Genomic DNA, 16,402 nt, shown 5'->3' on the forward strand with positions numbered 1-16,402 from the left:
CTTAACACGTTCTCGAATCTCTGAGTTTTGAATTACCATTGAGCGTGCGATCGCATATCTCCTGCATCTGCTGACATTCCTGGGGCAAATAATTGTAGGACTTTAGGTATTGCAACCCAACCGTATACTCGCCATCCCAGGTTTTCACAGTACAACTAACGTCGTTCACTTAAGTGACAATCGCCCAACAGCCACTTTATACCATTTTAGATTTTGGATTGGAAATTGCTGTCTGCACCTGGATTGTGTCAATCTATTTGTCTCAATCATTGAGTGAATTGGTATTACCTCTGAGCTTTGGGTTGTCCTTAGCTTTAAAGTCAGATAATGTCTTTGTCTTGGATTGACAAGACAAAGACATAATGGAATAAATATTGCCCCAAAATTCCTAAAGGTGTCAGCATGACTGTTATCACTCCCGAACGTCTCGTCATAGAGGAAAACCCTTCTCACACCGCGCAAAAACCAGATCACAGACTCTGGATTAGCGAAGCAGGAGGGCTTACCCAGTTCGGTGCGTTCATCGAAATCCTGCAACCTGGCTCTCGTTCATCACTCAAGCATTGGCATAGTGCTGAGGATGAAATGGTCTATGTCCTTGAAGGCGAGATCGTACTCATTGAAGGAGACACAGAGACTATACTACGTCCTGGCAATGCCGCAACGTTTCCAGCAGGAGTGCCTGTTGGTCACTGTCTTGAGAATCGTAGCTCCCAGGCAACGCGATGCCTAGTAGTCGGCACCCGATCAGCAGTAGACACAATCACGTATCCTGACCTTGATCTGGTGTGTCACCGAGATCGAGCGTTGCCAGACGACATCTGGACTAACAGTGCCGGAGAAGCTGCTTTGAGTCCCTACTAGGAATAATTGCAGAATGCTTTTTGTAGGTGCAATGTGTGACTGTATTCGCAGGAGTGTCCAAAATAGCCGATTGTCCTAACATTAGTTGTCGTTGGATTAGCATTGTCAGCAGTGCTTCCGCAGTCGTAACATAAAATCCCTCCTGTTGAACACGCAACTGTGATAGCAGCATTGCTCCTAGTATCCAGTAAGCGAGAGAATACAGGAATGTGCAATTTCCGTGCAACTTTTTCTGACAGGGTACTTTTGCCAGTGCCAGGAATACCAGAAAATAGAATTAGTTTCATCTATTCTAATTAGCCCAATCATAGGTTGTTCTCAGACTAGCAGGCAAAAAGCAGTAATTTAGAAAATTGCTGCTGACGAAGATGCTAATAAATCTGGGTAATTTAGTTCCTATATTCCAACTCTAGAACACTCAACAGCTTCTCCTCTACAGCAGTTAAACAAGGACGGTTCAACTTCCCCAACGACTGCAACAGATTTTTGACTGTATCCTCCAGAGAATCAGAATATATTCTGCTGATGCGATCGCAAATCTGCTGCATCTGTTGGCATTCAGCAGGTAAGTAATTGTATGACTTCAAATGCTGCACCCCAACACTACATTCGCCATCCCAAGTTCTCACAGTACAGCTAAATTCCCCCACATGAGTCACGATGCACCAACACCTGCCTTTGCCTCTGAGGTCGGGGTTATCTTTGGGTAAAATCTGGCAGACTTCGCCAATTTGGTAGGTGTTGGGGATTTGAGTTCGCTCCATAATTCTTTGAACCACATCAGTTACGATCCTGGCACTAGGAACTTTACCCTTGGCAACTTGAACTGCCCGTTGCCACACTTCAACCTGCTGCTGGGGTTCTAGCTTGGTGAGAGGACGGACTTGGCGCTCACTCGTTGGCAGAATTTGTGTCCCAGTGGGACACATTCGCTGTTCACTCAAATCTGTTTCGGTTTGTGTCCCAGCAGAACTTAAATCACTTTCGTTTTGTGTCCCAACAGATTGCTCTTGCTCATCACTTGAGCCATTTTCGACTTGTGTCCCAATGGGACGCATTTGTTCGCCGCTTGAATTACTTTCGTTTTGTGTCCCAATAGAACTTGAGTCATTTTCGACTTGTGTCCCAGTGGGACACATTTGCATCAGATTATCTACCACAACCGCAGCTTCAATCAACCTGTAAGGATGACGGCGCTCGAAGCCAAAGCGATCGCGGCAATATTCTTCAAAGGTTGTGTGTGTGGAACGGTATAATCGGCGATCGCGCAGTTCCATCAATGCCTTACCAGCCTCAAAAAATGCTCTTTCAACTCTGCGTTCTAAATGCAGGCGATGTCTACGACAAGCCGCTTTGCGTCTACGCGTTGTTCATCCTCGGTTAGTTCTGGAATTTCAACGGCGGGAACGTCAATCGTTGCGTTAGAAGGGTCTTCTGAAGGGGTGGTATCTGAGTTGGGCGGTTGAAAAAAAAATGGCTAATTAATCATTTATTGACCTAATAGTTCTCGTCTACGCTGTTCACGATCTTGTTGCTCAACCCTTGCTCGTGCTTCCTCATACTCCTCTATTGCTGCTGTAGATTCATCTTTTAATGCTTCTCTTAATTTATAAGCATTATTATCATCTCCTAACAAAGTTAGCAATTCTCTTCGTTGTGGCTTATCAAGTGTAAGAAACCACTTCATAAAAGAGATTAGAATTTTTTCCTTTGAGCCTGATACATCATTATGAGCAATAACACAAGAAGGACAAACATAGGCTAAATAACTTAATTCTAAAAAGCCTATACTCGTAGTCCATTCAGTCACTTTTTGCCCTATTGCAATGTAGTTATACGTCAAGATACAATCTTGATTTGAAGGATCTTGACTAGCAATACAGTCTAATAAACCAGTGCTTGAATAAGGGTAATCATTTGCTAACTTTCCAACAATTACAGCACCGGGGTATCCAGGCAGAGCTTCTCCTGTGGAAACAAGCCAAGGGAATTTTGATAAAACTAAAGAGTAATGGTATCTATTTTTAATACATCTTTTTAAATCATCATCTTGATAAATATTTTGCTCGTATGAATATTGTACTACATTTAAGTTTATTTGTTTATAATAATCAGGAGATAGTGCATCTTTTTGGCAACTTTCTACTGTTTGAGTAAGTAACTTAATATTAACTTGTGCATAAACACTCATTGGCTTTAACACCAAGAATACACTAGTTATAAATAGACTAATTAGGATTTTAATTAAAAACGACATCAGCGATTCCTTTTTTTTATTACTATTTCTAATTCATCAGAAGGCTTTGGAAAATTATCCCTGTTTTCCCAAGGCTTGGCAACATTAATAATATAGTTATTTGATGAACTATTTACGTCTTTTACTTTTTTAATGTCTAGCTGTAATTTAGATGATAATTGCTGTCTACTAAATTTTTGTTTTAACAATACTTGATCATCTCTTTGAATTTTTCTAACTTCTAGCCTCATTCTAGTTTTTTTAGGTATATTTACTTGCTGATGAATTAAATTTTTTTGTTTTTGTACTTGAGCGATAACTGTTACTTTATGTTGGTTCTTAAGGTTTATCTGGCTTTTCGCTAATTCTAATTCTGTTAAATTTTTAGACGGAATTCTTAAAGATTCTTTCTTTTGCAGGGGAGCAGAACTAAAAGTAGCTTCAGATTCAAATATTTCTGTAATTAAATGGCTTGTTAGTATAGGTAGAGCAGAAGAAGCAGGAGTAATAATAGGTAAAATCTCGCGTGATGTTACTATGTTTTTAGTAGTCAAGTTATAAAAAGCAGCAACAGCAATAGAAGAACATCCTAACCCAAAAATTACAAACAGCTTCCATACTAATTTTGTGGTTGCACTAGTGAATCCAGAATTATAAGGCTTGGCCTTAGCAATTGATAAAGTAGAAACGAAACTAGATGAGCCAACAATTTTGAAACTTTTATTTAACCAGAGATTTGTTAATTGTTTAATAGTATTATGTGTATACGATGTTTTTTCAATCTCTTGCAAGGATTTTAATATATCGTGTGTATTTTTAGGGCGTTGGTTTGCATTAAATGCTATTAATTTATCTATTAAATCTGCTAAAGATGGGGAAATCTGCGGTGCGTGTTCACGCCAGTTTAGGGTGTTAGTAAGGGGATCATAAATAGTTGCATCCTGGGGTTCTTTACCTGTAACCAAAAAAATAAAAGTCCTTCCTAAAGCAAAAAAGTCTGATTGTTGAACAGAGTAACCGTTTTGTTGCTCCGGTGGTGAGTAACCCTCAGAGATAATTCTGGTATGACGGCTTCCTTCTAAAATAGTTGTTGTAATTTGTCTTACAGCCCCAAAATCAATTAAGACAAGCTGCCCAGTTGAGCGTAGCATAATATTTTGAGGCTTGATATCCCTATGGAAATATTGATGAGTGTGTACTAAAGCGAGAATTTCTACAAGCTGCTTTAACCAATTAATAGCTTGACTTTGAGAGATTGGTTGATAATGATGAGCAACCATCCACTGCGCTAAATCAACCCCCTCTATTTTCTCCATTACTAAACAGTGCAATGGCGTAGAGCTATTTTTAGGTAAAAAAGTGAAGTAACTACCAGAATCTACTTTAGGGATTCCCTCACTATTTAACTTACTTAAAACTTTGGCTTCTTGCTGAAATAATTCAATGGCTTTTTCATTATTTTCTGTTAACACCTTTAGCACTTTTATCGTGCCATAGTCTTCAACTTCAAAAGTATTACCAAAGCCTCCTTTACCTATCTGTTTGAGAACCCGATAGCGATCCTTTAGAAGTATTTCTGAACCACAGTTATGGCAAATGCGATTCCTAGCATTCCCCAGATCAGAAGGTTTTGGACAAAAAGGATTGATACAATAGCTCATTCTATCTGTCAACTAAATTACATCTTTGCATACACCTCATTAGTCAAGCGCGAATAATACAATCTACTTTGTAGATAGGAAATTGATACTCTTGATTTTGACTTTTAATCAACAATAATAAGTGCAAGTTGTGAAGTATATGACTTTAGTGACATCAGTATACCGAAAAAGTCAATACAAACACAAGAGTAAAGCTAGAATATCTATTTTGTTTTTAGCCAAACGCTGGATTTAAAGTGGATTCTAAAAAGTTTTTCTAATTTTGAGAAACATTTTATACAAGCCATCAACAAATCACTTCCTTGTTTCATTTAAAATATACAAGCTTTACAAAATAATGTGAAGGTAATTTAATGCAATTAATGTTGAACCGTTCAACATTTAGTGATTTCAATCGCTCACTTCGCTCCTGCTCGGTTAATTCAAGTACTTCAGCAGCAGTTACCGTGACAGCCTCACAATCATTATTTCCTCACTCCTAAAACCCCCAAAATCTCTCTAATAGCCACTTTCTCTTGCTCCATCTGCTGAACTCGATTAAGTAACCGCTTAGGGATATACTTCGATGACTTGACCAAGCGATCGCCTTCGCTCCAAAACTCATAGTGATAGTACGCCTGCTGGTAATCCTTGCCATTCTTGGTAATAGTTCGCCAATGAATACTACCGCTCCCCTCTCCCTTATTCCGCCGCATTTTACTAGGGGATATGTCATTACTAGGGTTTATCTCTAAAGCTTCATTACTAAGGTTTATTTCGTTATCCCCTAGTAATTTACTAGGGCTGACCTCAACCCCCAACAGGCGTAGTATCTCTGCAACTGGGCGCTTGGCTGCGTTTGCTTCTTGAATATCCCCTAGTAATTTTTTGGGAATGTACTTGGTTTTCTTCTGCCCGTTCTCTTGCCAGTGGTAATAAGCCTGGGAGTAGTCCTTGCCATTCTTGGTGATGGTGCGCCAATAGATATAACCGTTGCCCTCACCCTTGCGTCGGCGGTTTTTACTAGGGCTATTGTGCATATCCCCTAGTAAAACGCCGCCGAAGTCCAACCAAGAACAGAAATCACAAATACTGTCTGCAAAATCTTAGAGTTCATATTCTCATAGTTTTTGATGAACTTTAAACTCATAGTAGTCACCAAGCTGTTTTTAGTCAACTGGGAGATTACAATGTGAGTAAGAATGATAAGAGTAAACTGATGATTTCTCTCGATTCTGTTGACAGACTTAAATGGAGTCCTGAACTGGGAAAACGCTTACAATCATTACGTGGTGACGTTCCCATGCGAACCCTTGCAGACAAAGTTAATAATAATGGGGTTACTTGCACTTACCAGTACATTCACAAACTGGAATCAGGCAAAGCCGAGGCAGTTTCTACTGATCTAATTGTAGCTGTTTGCAATGCTCTTGATGTGGATTTTAAACAACTATTTCCGGCTGTATATATTGACCCATCTGAACTTCTGGCTATTTTGCAAAAAAATGTCGCCTAAGAGTTGATTTGTCTACTGGGAGTTGATAGAATAGAGATAACAAAAGACGACCGCCGCAGTCTGGAAAACGAAGCGATCGCCCTTTGTAAAAACCTAACCCTGTAGAGTCAGGAGATTCCCATCATGCCACAAATAACCCCCGCCCAGCAACCGCCCGTCCGTTGCGCCCTACCGCACCTCAAAAGAATTGCTGCCCCCGACGAACAAGCGATTGCTCAAGCCGAACTGAACCAGTATGTTGCGGAGCAAGCGCAGGCGATAGCACCAACGACAGACTTCTTAACATCTCGTGACCGCCACATCATTAGCGAGATTATCCAAATAGAACCCGAATCAATCCGTACTCTGTGGATTGAAGGCGGAATTACCGTATGGGTACAGTTGATTGACGGCGGAAGATTAGCGTTTGAGCGTGACTGGTTCGCTACAAGAGTACAAGAAGTTAAGGCAACCCTACCTGAAACACCCAGAGAACGGAATGACCGCCTCAGCGAAGAATTAGAAACCGCTTGTCACAAATACGGGTTAACACACGGAGAGATTGACTGGCTGTCCTTCAGCACAACCTTATATGTGAACCGTCAGCGTCTGGGCTTCCTTGGTTGTAATCTTCAAGGCCAATGGTACAGCCGACAAAGCCAGTTGGGAGGCAGTCGGACGGCTGTTGATATTGATGCGGCGATCGCTCTTTTGGGTGTGAGAGAAACTGTAGCCGCATAGTACCGCAAGTAGAAAAGGCGATCGCTGTTGAGTTAACGGAGATCGCCATACAACTATGACAAATTGCCGAATTCCGCTACAAGGTACAGCAAATATGTCTTTTCATCAAGAAGCAGATTGGGGGGAGTGCTGCGAACCAATACTCCTATCCCCAAATCATCCAAATGCAGAGGTAATCGAAATTCCAGGTTACAAACTCGTTTACTGCAATGGCGTTTGTCCGAGAAATTACCGCGTCTATAAAGATGATTCATTACTCGGCTTGGTTTTCCAACACATCACTCATTGGTCAAGCGGGATAGATGAAATTCGATACGCCCAACCATTAAATGCAGTAGTCGCATTGGATGATTTTCTAGCTGCAAGTATGGCCACAACAACTAACAAAGCTTTAGCAGCTTAATTCAAAAATCCCTTCATTCATCAACACAATTATGCAACCCACCATCAGTATTCCAAAAGACTGGGCATACCCCAGATTCGCATTTGGGCAGCGTACACAGCAGGGCATAGTCATCGGGTTAGAGTACAAGCCTGCTGGAACACAATTAGCACACGAATACGGTAATTCTTGGCGGTATACGGTACTTCCTGACAAACATTCAGATGAAGTTCGGTATTACTCTGACGACCAACTCCAAACACTATCTATTGCAGAAATACAAGCGCAATTACAAGCAGAGATTGACGAGCATCAACAGCAAATCAAGGTACTTCAGCAGCAATTGAAGGCAATCGGAGGTTCTGAGGATGCCTAAAGTTTTCGATCCTTACGTTGAAAGAACTGCTGCTAGATTGCTGCGATCGCTGCGTGGTTCTGGTGGTTCTATACCTCTACACCGTGTTCAGTTTTCACAGACTATCATTCAGCATTTGTTGGACAAGAAACAAGCACAAATAAAAAATACCGGACATGGATTCGTACTGTCAGTTATTAAACAGTTTTAGTTTCAGACAGAAGGAGAAAAATCAATGGATTTACCAGATTTATTGCTATTAGTTGAATCTGCCCAGTTTTTGATAACTCAGATTGAAATACACCCAGATTATCAAGCACTTGACTATCAACCAGACCTAACAGTTGGTGATGCTCAAACAGCACTCTCATATTTGAAATGCGAACTAGAGAACAATCAACAGCCTTTAGTTGAATCTGAAAATTCACATTGAGAAAGCAATTGCCTGAATAAGGATTTCTATTCAGGTAATTGCTAAGGGAATTAAGTAGATATTTCTACAACAAACCAATTGTTACATACTCCGTAAGTTTGGAGGTTAAGGAATGAGTAACGAAATCAAACTAGGTCTAATATCTATGAGCATCAAAGGCTGGAGCAGCTTGAAATAAGGAAAAAAGACTTGGGGCAGGAGTAAGAATACATCACCCTTAAATTTTACATTCTGCACCCATGTCTCTTTTTATTCCTATCTACCTCGATTAACTATACAGGTTTATCTCATGAAAGTCATCGTTACTGTAGTCGAGAAAATCACAAGTGAAGCTCACCCCAATCAATTTACAATTCGCAATTTACAATTCGCAATTCGCAATTGTAAAAAGAATCACAATTAATTCCTGTAAAACACAACTCCTTAATGGGAATTATGAGAAAGCATTCAATATTAATGTTCTATTCCATAGCTAAATACATACTTTATTAACTACGAATTGCGAATTTATAATTGCGAATTGGTTTGATGGTCTAACCCAGTCCGTTGTTAAACAGCAAATAGTAGACCTTTACAACCGTGGTCAAATGCAAACTGATTTGAATATTTCCCAAGTTGATTTTAAATCAATCAGCGCACAAATTGTTAGCGAAGTTCAAGCAACATAAACAACCTAATATTCTCACAACACTTTTTCTCTTGTTCAGATGAAAAGTTGGAGGTAGAAAATGAGTTCTAAATGGTCTAAAGAAGAGATTGCCATCCTGGAAGAAAAGGCTGATTTTTACACCAAAGAGCAGATAGCCAGGATGTTAAAAAGGCAAGGTTATCATCGTTCAACTATGGCAATTAAGTTGAAATTAAATCGTTTGGGTTATTCTACACGTCCCACACTTGATAACTATAGCTGCCAAGAAATTGCCAACGTCCTTTGCTTGAGTTTATCTACTCTCTGTCGTTGGATCAAGCACGGATGGCTCAAAGCTAACAAGCGTTCTGCAAGCTGTTATCAAGTTAGAACTTGGCATCTCAAAGAGTTTCTAGACAATCCGCCACAACCTATCAAAAAACGCATTGCCTCTCTTGACCCTGAAGCCATTAACTATCTTGTAGGGAAGAAATTATGACTTTTTTTGAATTTTGAATTGGAGCAAAGCGACATGACTAAAACTTTAACTAATCCAGAAAATTATACCTGCCATCAAATCGCCAGTATTCTTTCGCTGAATTTATTAACTGTTCGCCATTGGATTCAAAGAGGTTGGCTCAAGGCAAATCAAAGTTGTCCCAAGTACTATCAGGTGAAACCGGGAAATCTCAAACAATTTCTTGAAAATCCTCCACATCAAATCAAACAACGAATTGCATCTTTAGATTCCGAAGCTATTAATTATTTGTTGGGTAAAACAGTATGACAGAACAAATTACAGATTTAGAAAGATGCTGGTTTTTATCCCCACCTTGGGGACAAGCTATTCCACCTGTTGAAGTCAATGTGTTAGAGAAAGTCTACATCAAACCCAATCAAACATTCGGTTACTGCTTGGGTGTGCAATGGTATGGCGATTGCTGGAATTACATTATTGAGGTCAAAAATGATTTCATCTATGCAACAAAACATCAAATTATTGCCACGGGTAATATACAACCCAGAACTGTGAAAAAACCTTCTTTTGTTTTGGGAGAGCGCGTACTGTTGAAAATTCCCAATCACGGCACAAAGCAAAGGTTAATTCTGGGAATTGAGTTAATCGAGAAGTCCTGGTTCTATCTGGTGGAATTGGCATTACCTACTTTTAAACAACCACTCATCACCACCAATCGCTTTTCTTTGGTGCGGGAAGAAGACTTGGTACGGGTGAATGTCTAACTCCCAACTCAATACTCTCTACTCATCACACAAATAAAACTATGTCACAGATTGAAATCGCTCAAATCATCGAACAGATAAAGCAAGAAATCACTGTTGACTCTAATGGTCAGGGTAAAGCAAGTATTCGGGCAACAGCCAGATTAGCCGATATCAACGACGCTGGACTTTTGAGAAGCTTGAAAACTGCTGCTGACATTTCTCACTCTAAATTAGTTGAAAAGCTTGTCCGTAAACGGTTTGAGTGTGCTGACATTTTAGGATGGTCACAGTCTGGTATCCCTGATGTAGCTGTTGCCGCAATACTTCACTATTACGGTTTTGAGGCTGGGAAAAGATGCAGCCAACAAGCAAGACTCGCCTGTGAAGCATTTGAAAGTATCGGTGTTCGCGCCTGGATGCAAGACATTATGGGTTGGATAAAACCCACCACTCAACCCCAACAACCACCCACACCAACACTTCCTCCAGTTGAACAGCGATTGCACACTCTTGTCGAAGCAATGAAAACTTTAGCCGAGTTGACTGGTGGCAGACTTAACCCTTATATGGAGCAACAGGTAAAGGACTATGCTGGGAATCTTTTAGCTGAACACAACCGGAAGATGTTGGCTCCTTCAGATGAACGATGGCTTGGGGTTGTGAATTTTGCAGAAAGTGAACTTGGTAAAAAAGTCCCGATCAGTGGTTCACATTATCGGGGACATTTGGGTACATGGGTGAGGACATTTTACCCACAGTTGGGCGATCGCCAAGAGGATCGTTTGGTTAATGGCACTCAACAACCAGTTTACGTTTACGCCTGTCATGACCCTGCGGTGGTTGCGGGGTTAACCAAAGCAATCGAGGAGTTTTTCGCACACCCGAATCCGGCAGTGGCACTTAAGCAAGCGGGGGCATTCTCTAAGAAAGCTGTGGTTACGGCTTAATGGTCATCGGTTAATGGTCATCGGTCATTAGTCAACAGTCATTGGTTATTTGTCAACAGTTAACACTCAACACCGGAGATTTTATGATCATCCCCTTTGATTTACAAACCCAAGCTATAGCCAGTGATGGTAGAAAGTGTATCTTCAGTACGGTTTATGTCGATATTATTGAAATTTTGACTTCACCAGAAGAAGCACTCACAGACCCCGAAATGCAAGGAACTATAGACATGATTGCCGAGGGTGGGAGTTTTTCTGGTGATGGTGTTGATGAATTTCTTTTAGACGCTCTCAAAGAACTTCAAGCTTGGGAATTTGTGCAAGAAGTTAATGACGGAGATTATACGTATTGGGTGTTATCTCCTAAAGGTCTATTGCTTAAAGCGGAAATTAAATAAGTTTTAGGAGACTTTATGAAAGTCGTAGTTCAAATAGTTGAAAAGGTCGTTAGTGAAGCGCACATTTATCTACCAGATGGACTTACAGAAGATGCAATCAGACAGCATATTGTTGGTCTATATAACAGTGGCGAAATAACACCAGATTTAAATATTTTTCAAGTTGATTTTGAATCAATTAGCGCAACGATTGTCCAACAACCACAGGAGGTAGCATGAGACTTTCAAATCTACAAGGTCAATACCAGTGCATTGTGATAGATCCTCCTTGGTTCTATAGACTCCGCAATCAAGATAAGACCCATCGCAACCGTATTTCCTACCAACCAATGCGAATTGAAGAAATTCTGGCATTACCTATTGGGGAATTATGCGACCGCTCTGGCTGCGTTTTATTTTTGTGGTTCACCAATAATCACATGATTGAGGCTTCCCAATGTTTACAAACGTGGGGTTTCGACCTCAAAACTATTCTGACTTGGGAAAAAGTTACCAAAGATGGCACTAAAACACATCTTGGGACTGGCCACTGGCTGAGAAACTGCACTGAACATTGTGCGTTGGCTGTTCGTGGCAATGTCAAAGCTTTCTCTGGACGAACACTCACAAACCAGTCCACCATCATACACGCACCACGCCGTGAGCATTCCAGGAAACCCGAACAGTTTTTTGAACTTGTAGAGAAGTTGTGTCCTTCACTGACCAAGCTGGAGATGTTCGCACGTTCTTCTAGAGACGGTTGGGATTGTTGGGGAGATCAGGCGGATAAGTTTGATTCTTTGGATGAGACTATTTCGGCCAGTGCTTAAACCCCAACTAAGATTCTGTCCTATTTTCGGCGGTGATAGCTTGTTGTACCGTCTCTATGTCCAACTTTAGTACGTCAGCTATTTGCTCTACACTCAATCCTACCTTTAAGAATCGAGGTATTATTTGCAACTTTGTTTCTTGGACAATTTCTTGGTAAAACCGAGTATGTTTCCAAGGTGTTAAATCAAACATTACCTGCGATTCCTGACATCTGAACCGTTAACGGAGTTAACTGAACCTAGAAAATCAAATATCAAATTTTCCAATGCTAATTTTGTGGCGGAGTGTCATCTGCGGGCTGATAAATAGAACGCAATTCGTCAACAGTATTCGCTGTTTCAATTGCTGCCAAGATTGATTCGAGCAACCTAAAATCTTCAATTTGCTCAATTTCAGGTAATAAATCTTGTCCAGGTGTTCCAAATTTAAGTTTCAATCCTAAAGCTATGCCTTTTAACAAAGATTCTATTCGGGCAATTCTTTCAAAACTAGTAACGTACTGCATACGCTGTTGCGCCTCCAATTGTTCAACTTCTCTAATGAATTCCTGTTCTAACTCTAATGGTAATGTCAACATCCAATCAATAAAAGCCAACAGGTTAACAACAGCCTCGCGTTCAAACCCCTGCTCGTACAACCGACGTACTAAAGCCAGTTTTGATTGTTTTCTTTGCAATCTATTACTACGGGTCTGTACCGCCGCCAAGTGAGCCATTACTACTGTAGCGAATGGGTTATGGCTGGCTTCAAGTTCCGACAACCTTTGCTGATAGTCGAGCAGTTTGATTACAGGAAACTGAAAATCAACCGTACAGCCAAATAATTCATAACCAAATTGATTTGGTCGCCACTTAATGTTTTCATCCCCCAGTATCGCTAAAGATGCAACCGAGCGATCATAACGGTCAAAAATTCGATAGTTGTAGACAAACATCCGTTTAGGAAAAACAGTTTCCTCTTGACTTTGAACTTCGACATGGATTAATAACCATTCTTCTTCACCCCCAATGCGATAGATTTTCACCAATTTATCAATCAGTCGCTTTCCTAATTCCGCATCACGAACTACTTGCTGGAGTTCCTGATCTAGAAAAATAAAACCACGACTCCAATCAATCTCATTATGTGCTTGAGGAAAAAAGAACAACATAAAATCTTGAAAATACAGTTGTAGCATCTGTTTCCAAGGCGAATCATATTCCGTTTGAGGTGTTTTATTAGTCATAAAAAAACTATTCGATTTGAAATTAATCAGGTGCAATTATGTCAATAAATATAGAATGGACGGACTTAACAGATAATATCATTCGCACGTTCTTTTTGAGTGACTTAGATGTATCCAAAATTATGAAAATTCAAGGAGGAATTTATGGGATTTCGTAATGGTAAACCCTCCAAACAGTTTACAGCCATTCCTAACAGTTTAATTCGGGATGACAATCTCACTGATTCAACATTTAGATTAATTTGTTGGGTAGCTTCTCACGACGAAAACTTTGATATTAGCTTTACGGTAATCGAAAAACATTTGGGCTACAAACGAGACAAAATCCGTAACGCTATCAAAAATGCTGAACAAAATGACTATTTAGTAAGAGTCCAAGAGCATAACCCGAACAATGGCAAGTTTGACTGGCAATATTACATTTTTACCAGCAAAGACGACACAAAGTTATTTCGAGACAATCACTCATCCATAGGTAGGTTGCCCATAGGTGGATCACCCGTCGATGGCTCATCCGTCGGTGGTTCATCCATAGGTGGGTTGTCCAACGATGGCTCACCCACAGGTGGCTTACCCAACGGTGGGCTATCCAACGTTGGAGCATCCACCCCTCATATAGAAAAACAATTAGAAGAAAATCAATTAGAAGAAAAACACCCTAAAAAAGCGCCCCCTTCCCTCGGCGCACCCCCCACCCAAGAATGTGTGTGTGAAGAAACTGACTCTTACTTACAACCAAACCAGGAAAAAGAACCAATTCCTGAATCTCTCGCTTCGTTGTCAAATCAATCCGAGACTTCGCATCACACAGACATTCCCTTAAACAGACCAAATATAGCGGCGGGGTCGTTCGACAAAAACGAACAATCGAACAATAAGCCAAGCAAACCAAAATTTCAGTCGATTGATGATTTGCTCAACCACATCCTGCTCGACCCCCGCATTATGGCATCTGAGCCATTACCCGCAGTTTACAAAAACGAAATCAGAATGCGCTGTTGGCGTTTTCCCTGGCGTACTGCGACCAGGGACAAGATTTACCAAACCTGCGATATCCGTTTGGTGCAGTTAATCGCTAAAGAGAGAGCCGGGTGGGACAAGGTTGATTGGCAGCAAAAAATCCCCACTGTCATCAAATCCATCAGCAATTGGGAGGTGAGTAAAGCTGGTTTAGAAGAACTGCTGGTCTATTGGTCAAAAGTTATGGAATCAGCCCCGCAAACGTCTGAAGAATCAACAGCCAACGACCAACCCATCGGCTACTACTCGAATCGTTCACTTGATTGGCATAAGGCCACCTTCAGCGAACTTCTAGACCGCATGGATGAAATCGGCAAGGAAAACGCGATCGCCTCTTTTAGCATTCGCTATGACCAAAAACATACAGGTGCTACTGAAAGTTGGTTGAACTGGTTGCAAATCAATTATCCCGCTATGTATGCGTATTTGCATCCGAATGCAGCGTAAAAACAATTCGTCATTTATGTTCCAAACAAGGTAAATTATGACACACGAACTAAACTTTACATCCCAACAAGACCGCTTACCTCCACAAAGCATTGAAGCTGAAGAAGCAATACTTGGCGGCATTATGCTTGACCCTGCTGCCATGAGCCGAATCAGCGATCGCTTACTACCGGATGCTTTCTACGTCAACGCTCATAAAGACATCTATCAAGCCGCACAAAGACTGTACAGCCAAGGGCTACCAACGGATTTGCTTTGCATCACCAACTGGTTGTCTGACAATGGTGTGTTGTTCCGTATCGGTGGACGCAATAAACTGGCCACACTGGTAGATCGCACTGTCACAGCCGTTAACATTGATGCTTTGGCTGATTTGGTCATGGAGAAATACCAACGGCGGCAGTTAATCAAAGCCGGCACTGAAATTGTGCAACTCGGTTATGCCACCGAAACCGAATTCACCAATGTCCTTGACCAAGCCGAACAAAAAGTCTACGGCATTGCTTCAGAACAGAATGCCTCTGACTTGGTTCACATTTCTCATGCCCTGGCCAACACTTTCATCGAAATTGAGGCGCGTCATGCGGGTACAGTTGCTCCGGCACTGTCTACTGGATTTTATGACCTGGACAGTTTACTCGGCGGTGGTTTTCGTAAAGGGCGGTTGTATGTGCTGGCTGCTCGTCCTTCTGTTGGTAAATCTGCTTTGGCTGGTAATCTCGCTCTCAATGTTGCCAAAACTGGTCAATTCCCTATCTGCGTTTTCAGCTTGGAAATGTCAACTGAAGAATACGTACAGCGATTTTTGAGCAGTGAATCCGGCATTGAAAACAATTTTCTCGAAAGAGGCGCTATTTCTGAGGGTCAATGGCAACCTTTGAGTGGGGCGATCTCTCAACTGAGTGAACAACAGATTTTCATCAACGACGAATCTTGTCCTTCTCTCAATGAAATCCGTAGTCAAGTCCGTCGAATTTCATCCCATTACGGTGGTGTTGGGCTTGTGATTGTGGACTACTTACAGCTAATGGCTGAAGCTGCTGACTCTAGAGCTAATATGACCGAACGTGTTGCCGAAATCAGCCGGGGATTGAAGAAACTCGCTAAAGATTTGGATGTACCAGTTCTGGCTCTATCCCAGTTAAGCCGTGAAGTTGAACACCGCAACGATAAACGTCCCATACTCAGCGATTTGCGTTCCAGTGGTGCTGTTGAGCAAGACAGCGATGTTGTGATCATGCTCTACCGTGAAGAAATGTACAACGAAGATACCCCAGATCGGGGCATTGCTGAGTTAATTGTTCGCAAGCAACGCAATGGCCCTACTGGCACTGTCAAGCTTTTGTTCGATCATCAGTTTATCTCTTTCAAGAATTTGTCTCGTGGTCGGGGGTTTTAATAAACTATAGCAATCCTAAATCAGTTATGAGAAAACACCATAGGCATGGAGTTTGGGAAAGTCAAAAATTTGACCGTGAATTGCTAGTTCAAATAACGCTTTCACCACAGTAAAAGAATGACAGAAAAAATAAAACTCTCTGATGAATCGTTTGGCGT

General features: G+C 41.2%; 25 protein-coding genes and 1 pseudogene. 17 read left to right on the top strand and 9 right to left on the bottom strand.

Going from position 1 to position 16,402, the window contains the following annotated elements; genetic code table 11:
- Positions 1-32: 32 nt before the first annotated feature.
- On the bottom strand, positions 33-155 hold the full coding sequence (locus H6G28_RS37535) for a hypothetical protein (protein WP_277883272.1): 123 nt from the start codon (positions 153-155) through the stop codon (positions 33-35).
- A gap of 247 nt (positions 156-402) precedes the next feature.
- On the opposite strand from H6G28_RS37535, the gene H6G28_RS32145 reads away from it, so the two are divergent.
- On the top strand, positions 403-864 hold the full coding sequence (locus tag H6G28_RS32145; protein WP_190595026.1) for a cupin domain-containing protein: 462 nt from the start codon (positions 403-405) through the stop codon (positions 862-864).
- Here H6G28_RS32145 and H6G28_RS37885 read toward each other — a convergent pair.
- Positions 861-1,151: an AAA family ATPase gene (locus H6G28_RS37885; protein WP_190677030.1), complete on the bottom strand. Its 291-nt coding sequence runs from the start codon at positions 1,149-1,151 to the stop codon at positions 861-863. The two genes, H6G28_RS32145 and H6G28_RS37885, sit on opposite strands and share 4 nt — an antisense overlap.
- Positions 1,152-1,253: 102 nt before the next feature.
- Positions 1,254-2,141: a hypothetical protein gene (locus tag H6G28_RS37890; protein ID WP_396019828.1), complete on the bottom strand. Its 888-nt coding sequence runs from the start codon at positions 2,139-2,141 to the stop codon at positions 1,254-1,256.
- Between H6G28_RS37890 and H6G28_RS37895 the strand changes: the two genes are divergently transcribed.
- Positions 2,107-2,289 (top strand): hypothetical protein, encoded by a 183-nt coding sequence (locus tag H6G28_RS37895; protein WP_396019827.1) that lies wholly within the window; start codon positions 2,107-2,109, stop codon positions 2,287-2,289. The two genes, H6G28_RS37890 and H6G28_RS37895, sit on opposite strands and share 35 nt — an antisense overlap.
- 64 nt (positions 2,290-2,353) lie before the next feature.
- On the opposite strand, the gene H6G28_RS32165 is transcribed toward H6G28_RS37895, so the two are convergent.
- The 3 genes from H6G28_RS32165 to H6G28_RS32175 form a co-directional block, all read right to left on the bottom strand.
- Positions 2,354-3,055 carry a hypothetical protein gene (locus H6G28_RS32165; protein ID WP_190594830.1) on the bottom strand — a complete coding sequence of 234 codons (702 nt, stop codon included), beginning with the start codon at positions 3,053-3,055 and terminating at the stop codon, positions 2,354-2,356.
- A gap of 65 nt (positions 3,056-3,120) precedes the next feature.
- Positions 3,121-4,761: a serine/threonine-protein kinase gene (locus H6G28_RS32170; RefSeq protein ID WP_190594850.1), complete on the bottom strand. Its 1,641-nt coding sequence runs from the start codon at positions 4,759-4,761 to the stop codon at positions 3,121-3,123.
- 464 nt (positions 4,762-5,225) lie between these two features.
- On the bottom strand, positions 5,226-5,780 hold the full coding sequence (locus H6G28_RS32175; RefSeq protein ID WP_190677032.1) for a hypothetical protein: 555 nt from the start codon (positions 5,778-5,780) through the stop codon (positions 5,226-5,228).
- Between the two features lie 152 nt (positions 5,781-5,932).
- Here H6G28_RS32175 and H6G28_RS32180 point away from each other — a divergent pair, with 152 nt between their 5' ends.
- The 13 genes from H6G28_RS32180 to H6G28_RS32240 all read left to right on the top strand — a co-directional run bounded on the left by H6G28_RS32180 (position 5,933) and on the right by H6G28_RS32240 (position 12,152).
- Complete coding sequence (locus H6G28_RS32180; protein ID WP_190677034.1) at positions 5,933-6,256, top strand: helix-turn-helix domain-containing protein; 324 nt, start codon at positions 5,933-5,935, stop codon at positions 6,254-6,256.
- A gap of 123 nt (positions 6,257-6,379) precedes the next feature.
- Positions 6,380-6,976 (top strand): hypothetical protein, encoded by a 597-nt coding sequence (locus tag H6G28_RS32185; protein WP_242054706.1) that lies wholly within the window; start codon positions 6,380-6,382, stop codon positions 6,974-6,976.
- A 55-nt stretch (positions 6,977-7,031) separates the two neighbouring features.
- Positions 7,032-7,379, top strand: a complete 348-nt coding sequence (locus tag H6G28_RS32190) for a hypothetical protein (protein ID WP_190677036.1) — start codon at positions 7,032-7,034, stop codon at positions 7,377-7,379.
- A gap of 31 nt (positions 7,380-7,410) precedes the next feature.
- Positions 7,411-7,734 (top strand): hypothetical protein, encoded by a 324-nt coding sequence (locus H6G28_RS32195; RefSeq protein WP_190677038.1) that lies wholly within the window; start codon positions 7,411-7,413, stop codon positions 7,732-7,734.
- Positions 7,727-7,924, top strand: coding sequence for a hypothetical protein (locus H6G28_RS32200; protein WP_190677040.1), 198 nt, complete (start codon positions 7,727-7,729; stop codon positions 7,922-7,924). Before H6G28_RS32195 ends, H6G28_RS32200 begins: the two co-directional genes overlap by 8 nt.
- A gap of 24 nt (positions 7,925-7,948) precedes the next feature.
- The gene (locus H6G28_RS32205; RefSeq protein WP_190677042.1) at positions 7,949-8,146 is read left to right on the top strand and encodes a hypothetical protein; all 198 of its coding nucleotides are present in this window, start codon (positions 7,949-7,951) and stop codon (positions 8,144-8,146) included.
- A 728-nt stretch (positions 8,147-8,874) separates the two neighbouring features.
- Complete coding sequence (locus tag H6G28_RS32210; protein ID WP_242054707.1) at positions 8,875-9,273, top strand: hypothetical protein; 399 nt, start codon at positions 8,875-8,877, stop codon at positions 9,271-9,273.
- Positions 9,274-9,306: 33 nt separating this feature from the next.
- Positions 9,307-9,561 carry a MerR family transcriptional regulator gene (locus H6G28_RS32215; RefSeq protein WP_190677044.1) on the top strand — a complete coding sequence of 85 codons (255 nt, stop codon included), beginning with the start codon at positions 9,307-9,309 and terminating at the stop codon, positions 9,559-9,561.
- Positions 9,558-10,016 carry a DUF1392 domain-containing protein gene (locus tag H6G28_RS32220; protein ID WP_190677046.1) on the top strand — a complete coding sequence of 153 codons (459 nt, stop codon included), beginning with the start codon at positions 9,558-9,560 and terminating at the stop codon, positions 10,014-10,016. The genes H6G28_RS32215 and H6G28_RS32220 overlap by 4 nt, the downstream gene beginning before the upstream one ends.
- Positions 10,017-10,057: 41 nt before the next feature.
- Positions 10,058-10,945 carry a hypothetical protein gene (locus H6G28_RS32225; protein ID WP_190677048.1) on the top strand — a complete coding sequence of 296 codons (888 nt, stop codon included), beginning with the start codon at positions 10,058-10,060 and terminating at the stop codon, positions 10,943-10,945.
- Between the two features lie 83 nt (positions 10,946-11,028).
- Entirely contained in the window at positions 11,029-11,343 is a 315-nt protein-coding gene (locus H6G28_RS32230; protein ID WP_190677051.1) for a hypothetical protein, read from the top strand.
- A gap of 15 nt (positions 11,344-11,358) precedes the next feature.
- Complete coding sequence (locus H6G28_RS32235; protein ID WP_190677053.1) at positions 11,359-11,562, top strand: hypothetical protein; 204 nt, start codon at positions 11,359-11,361, stop codon at positions 11,560-11,562.
- On the top strand, positions 11,559-12,152 hold the full coding sequence (locus tag H6G28_RS32240) for an MT-A70 family methyltransferase (RefSeq protein WP_190677055.1): 594 nt from the start codon (positions 11,559-11,561) through the stop codon (positions 12,150-12,152). The genes H6G28_RS32235 and H6G28_RS32240 overlap by 4 nt, the downstream gene beginning before the upstream one ends.
- A gap of 7 nt (positions 12,153-12,159) precedes the next feature.
- Here H6G28_RS32240 and H6G28_RS32245 read toward each other — a convergent pair whose 3' ends face one another.
- On the bottom strand, positions 12,160-12,345 hold the full coding sequence (locus tag H6G28_RS32245; protein ID WP_190677057.1) for a hypothetical protein: 186 nt from the start codon (positions 12,343-12,345) through the stop codon (positions 12,160-12,162).
- A 76-nt stretch (positions 12,346-12,421) separates the two neighbouring features.
- Complete coding sequence (locus H6G28_RS32250) at positions 12,422-13,378, bottom strand: RpnC/YadD family protein (protein WP_190677059.1); 957 nt, start codon at positions 13,376-13,378, stop codon at positions 12,422-12,424.
- A gap of 144 nt (positions 13,379-13,522) precedes the next feature.
- On the opposite strand from H6G28_RS32250, the gene H6G28_RS32255 reads away from it, so the two are divergent.
- Together H6G28_RS32255 and dnaB are read left to right on the top strand one after the other, a co-directional pair.
- Complete coding sequence (locus tag H6G28_RS32255; RefSeq protein WP_190677060.1) at positions 13,523-14,845, top strand: helix-turn-helix domain-containing protein; 1,323 nt, start codon at positions 13,523-13,525, stop codon at positions 14,843-14,845.
- A 37-nt stretch (positions 14,846-14,882) separates the two neighbouring features.
- On the top strand, positions 14,883-16,244 hold the full coding sequence (dnaB, locus tag H6G28_RS32260) for a replicative DNA helicase (protein WP_190677063.1): 1,362 nt from the start codon (positions 14,883-14,885) through the stop codon (positions 16,242-16,244).
- Between the two features lie 24 nt (positions 16,245-16,268).
- On the opposite strand, the pseudogene H6G28_RS32265 reads toward dnaB, so the two are convergent.
- Positions 16,269-16,402: pseudogene (locus H6G28_RS32265) on the bottom strand (IS630 family transposase); the annotation flags it as partial.

The organism is Nostoc sp. FACHB-190 (assembly GCF_014696905.1).
Taxonomy (GTDB): Bacteria; Cyanobacteriota; Cyanobacteriia; order Cyanobacteriales; family Nostocaceae; genus Nostoc_B.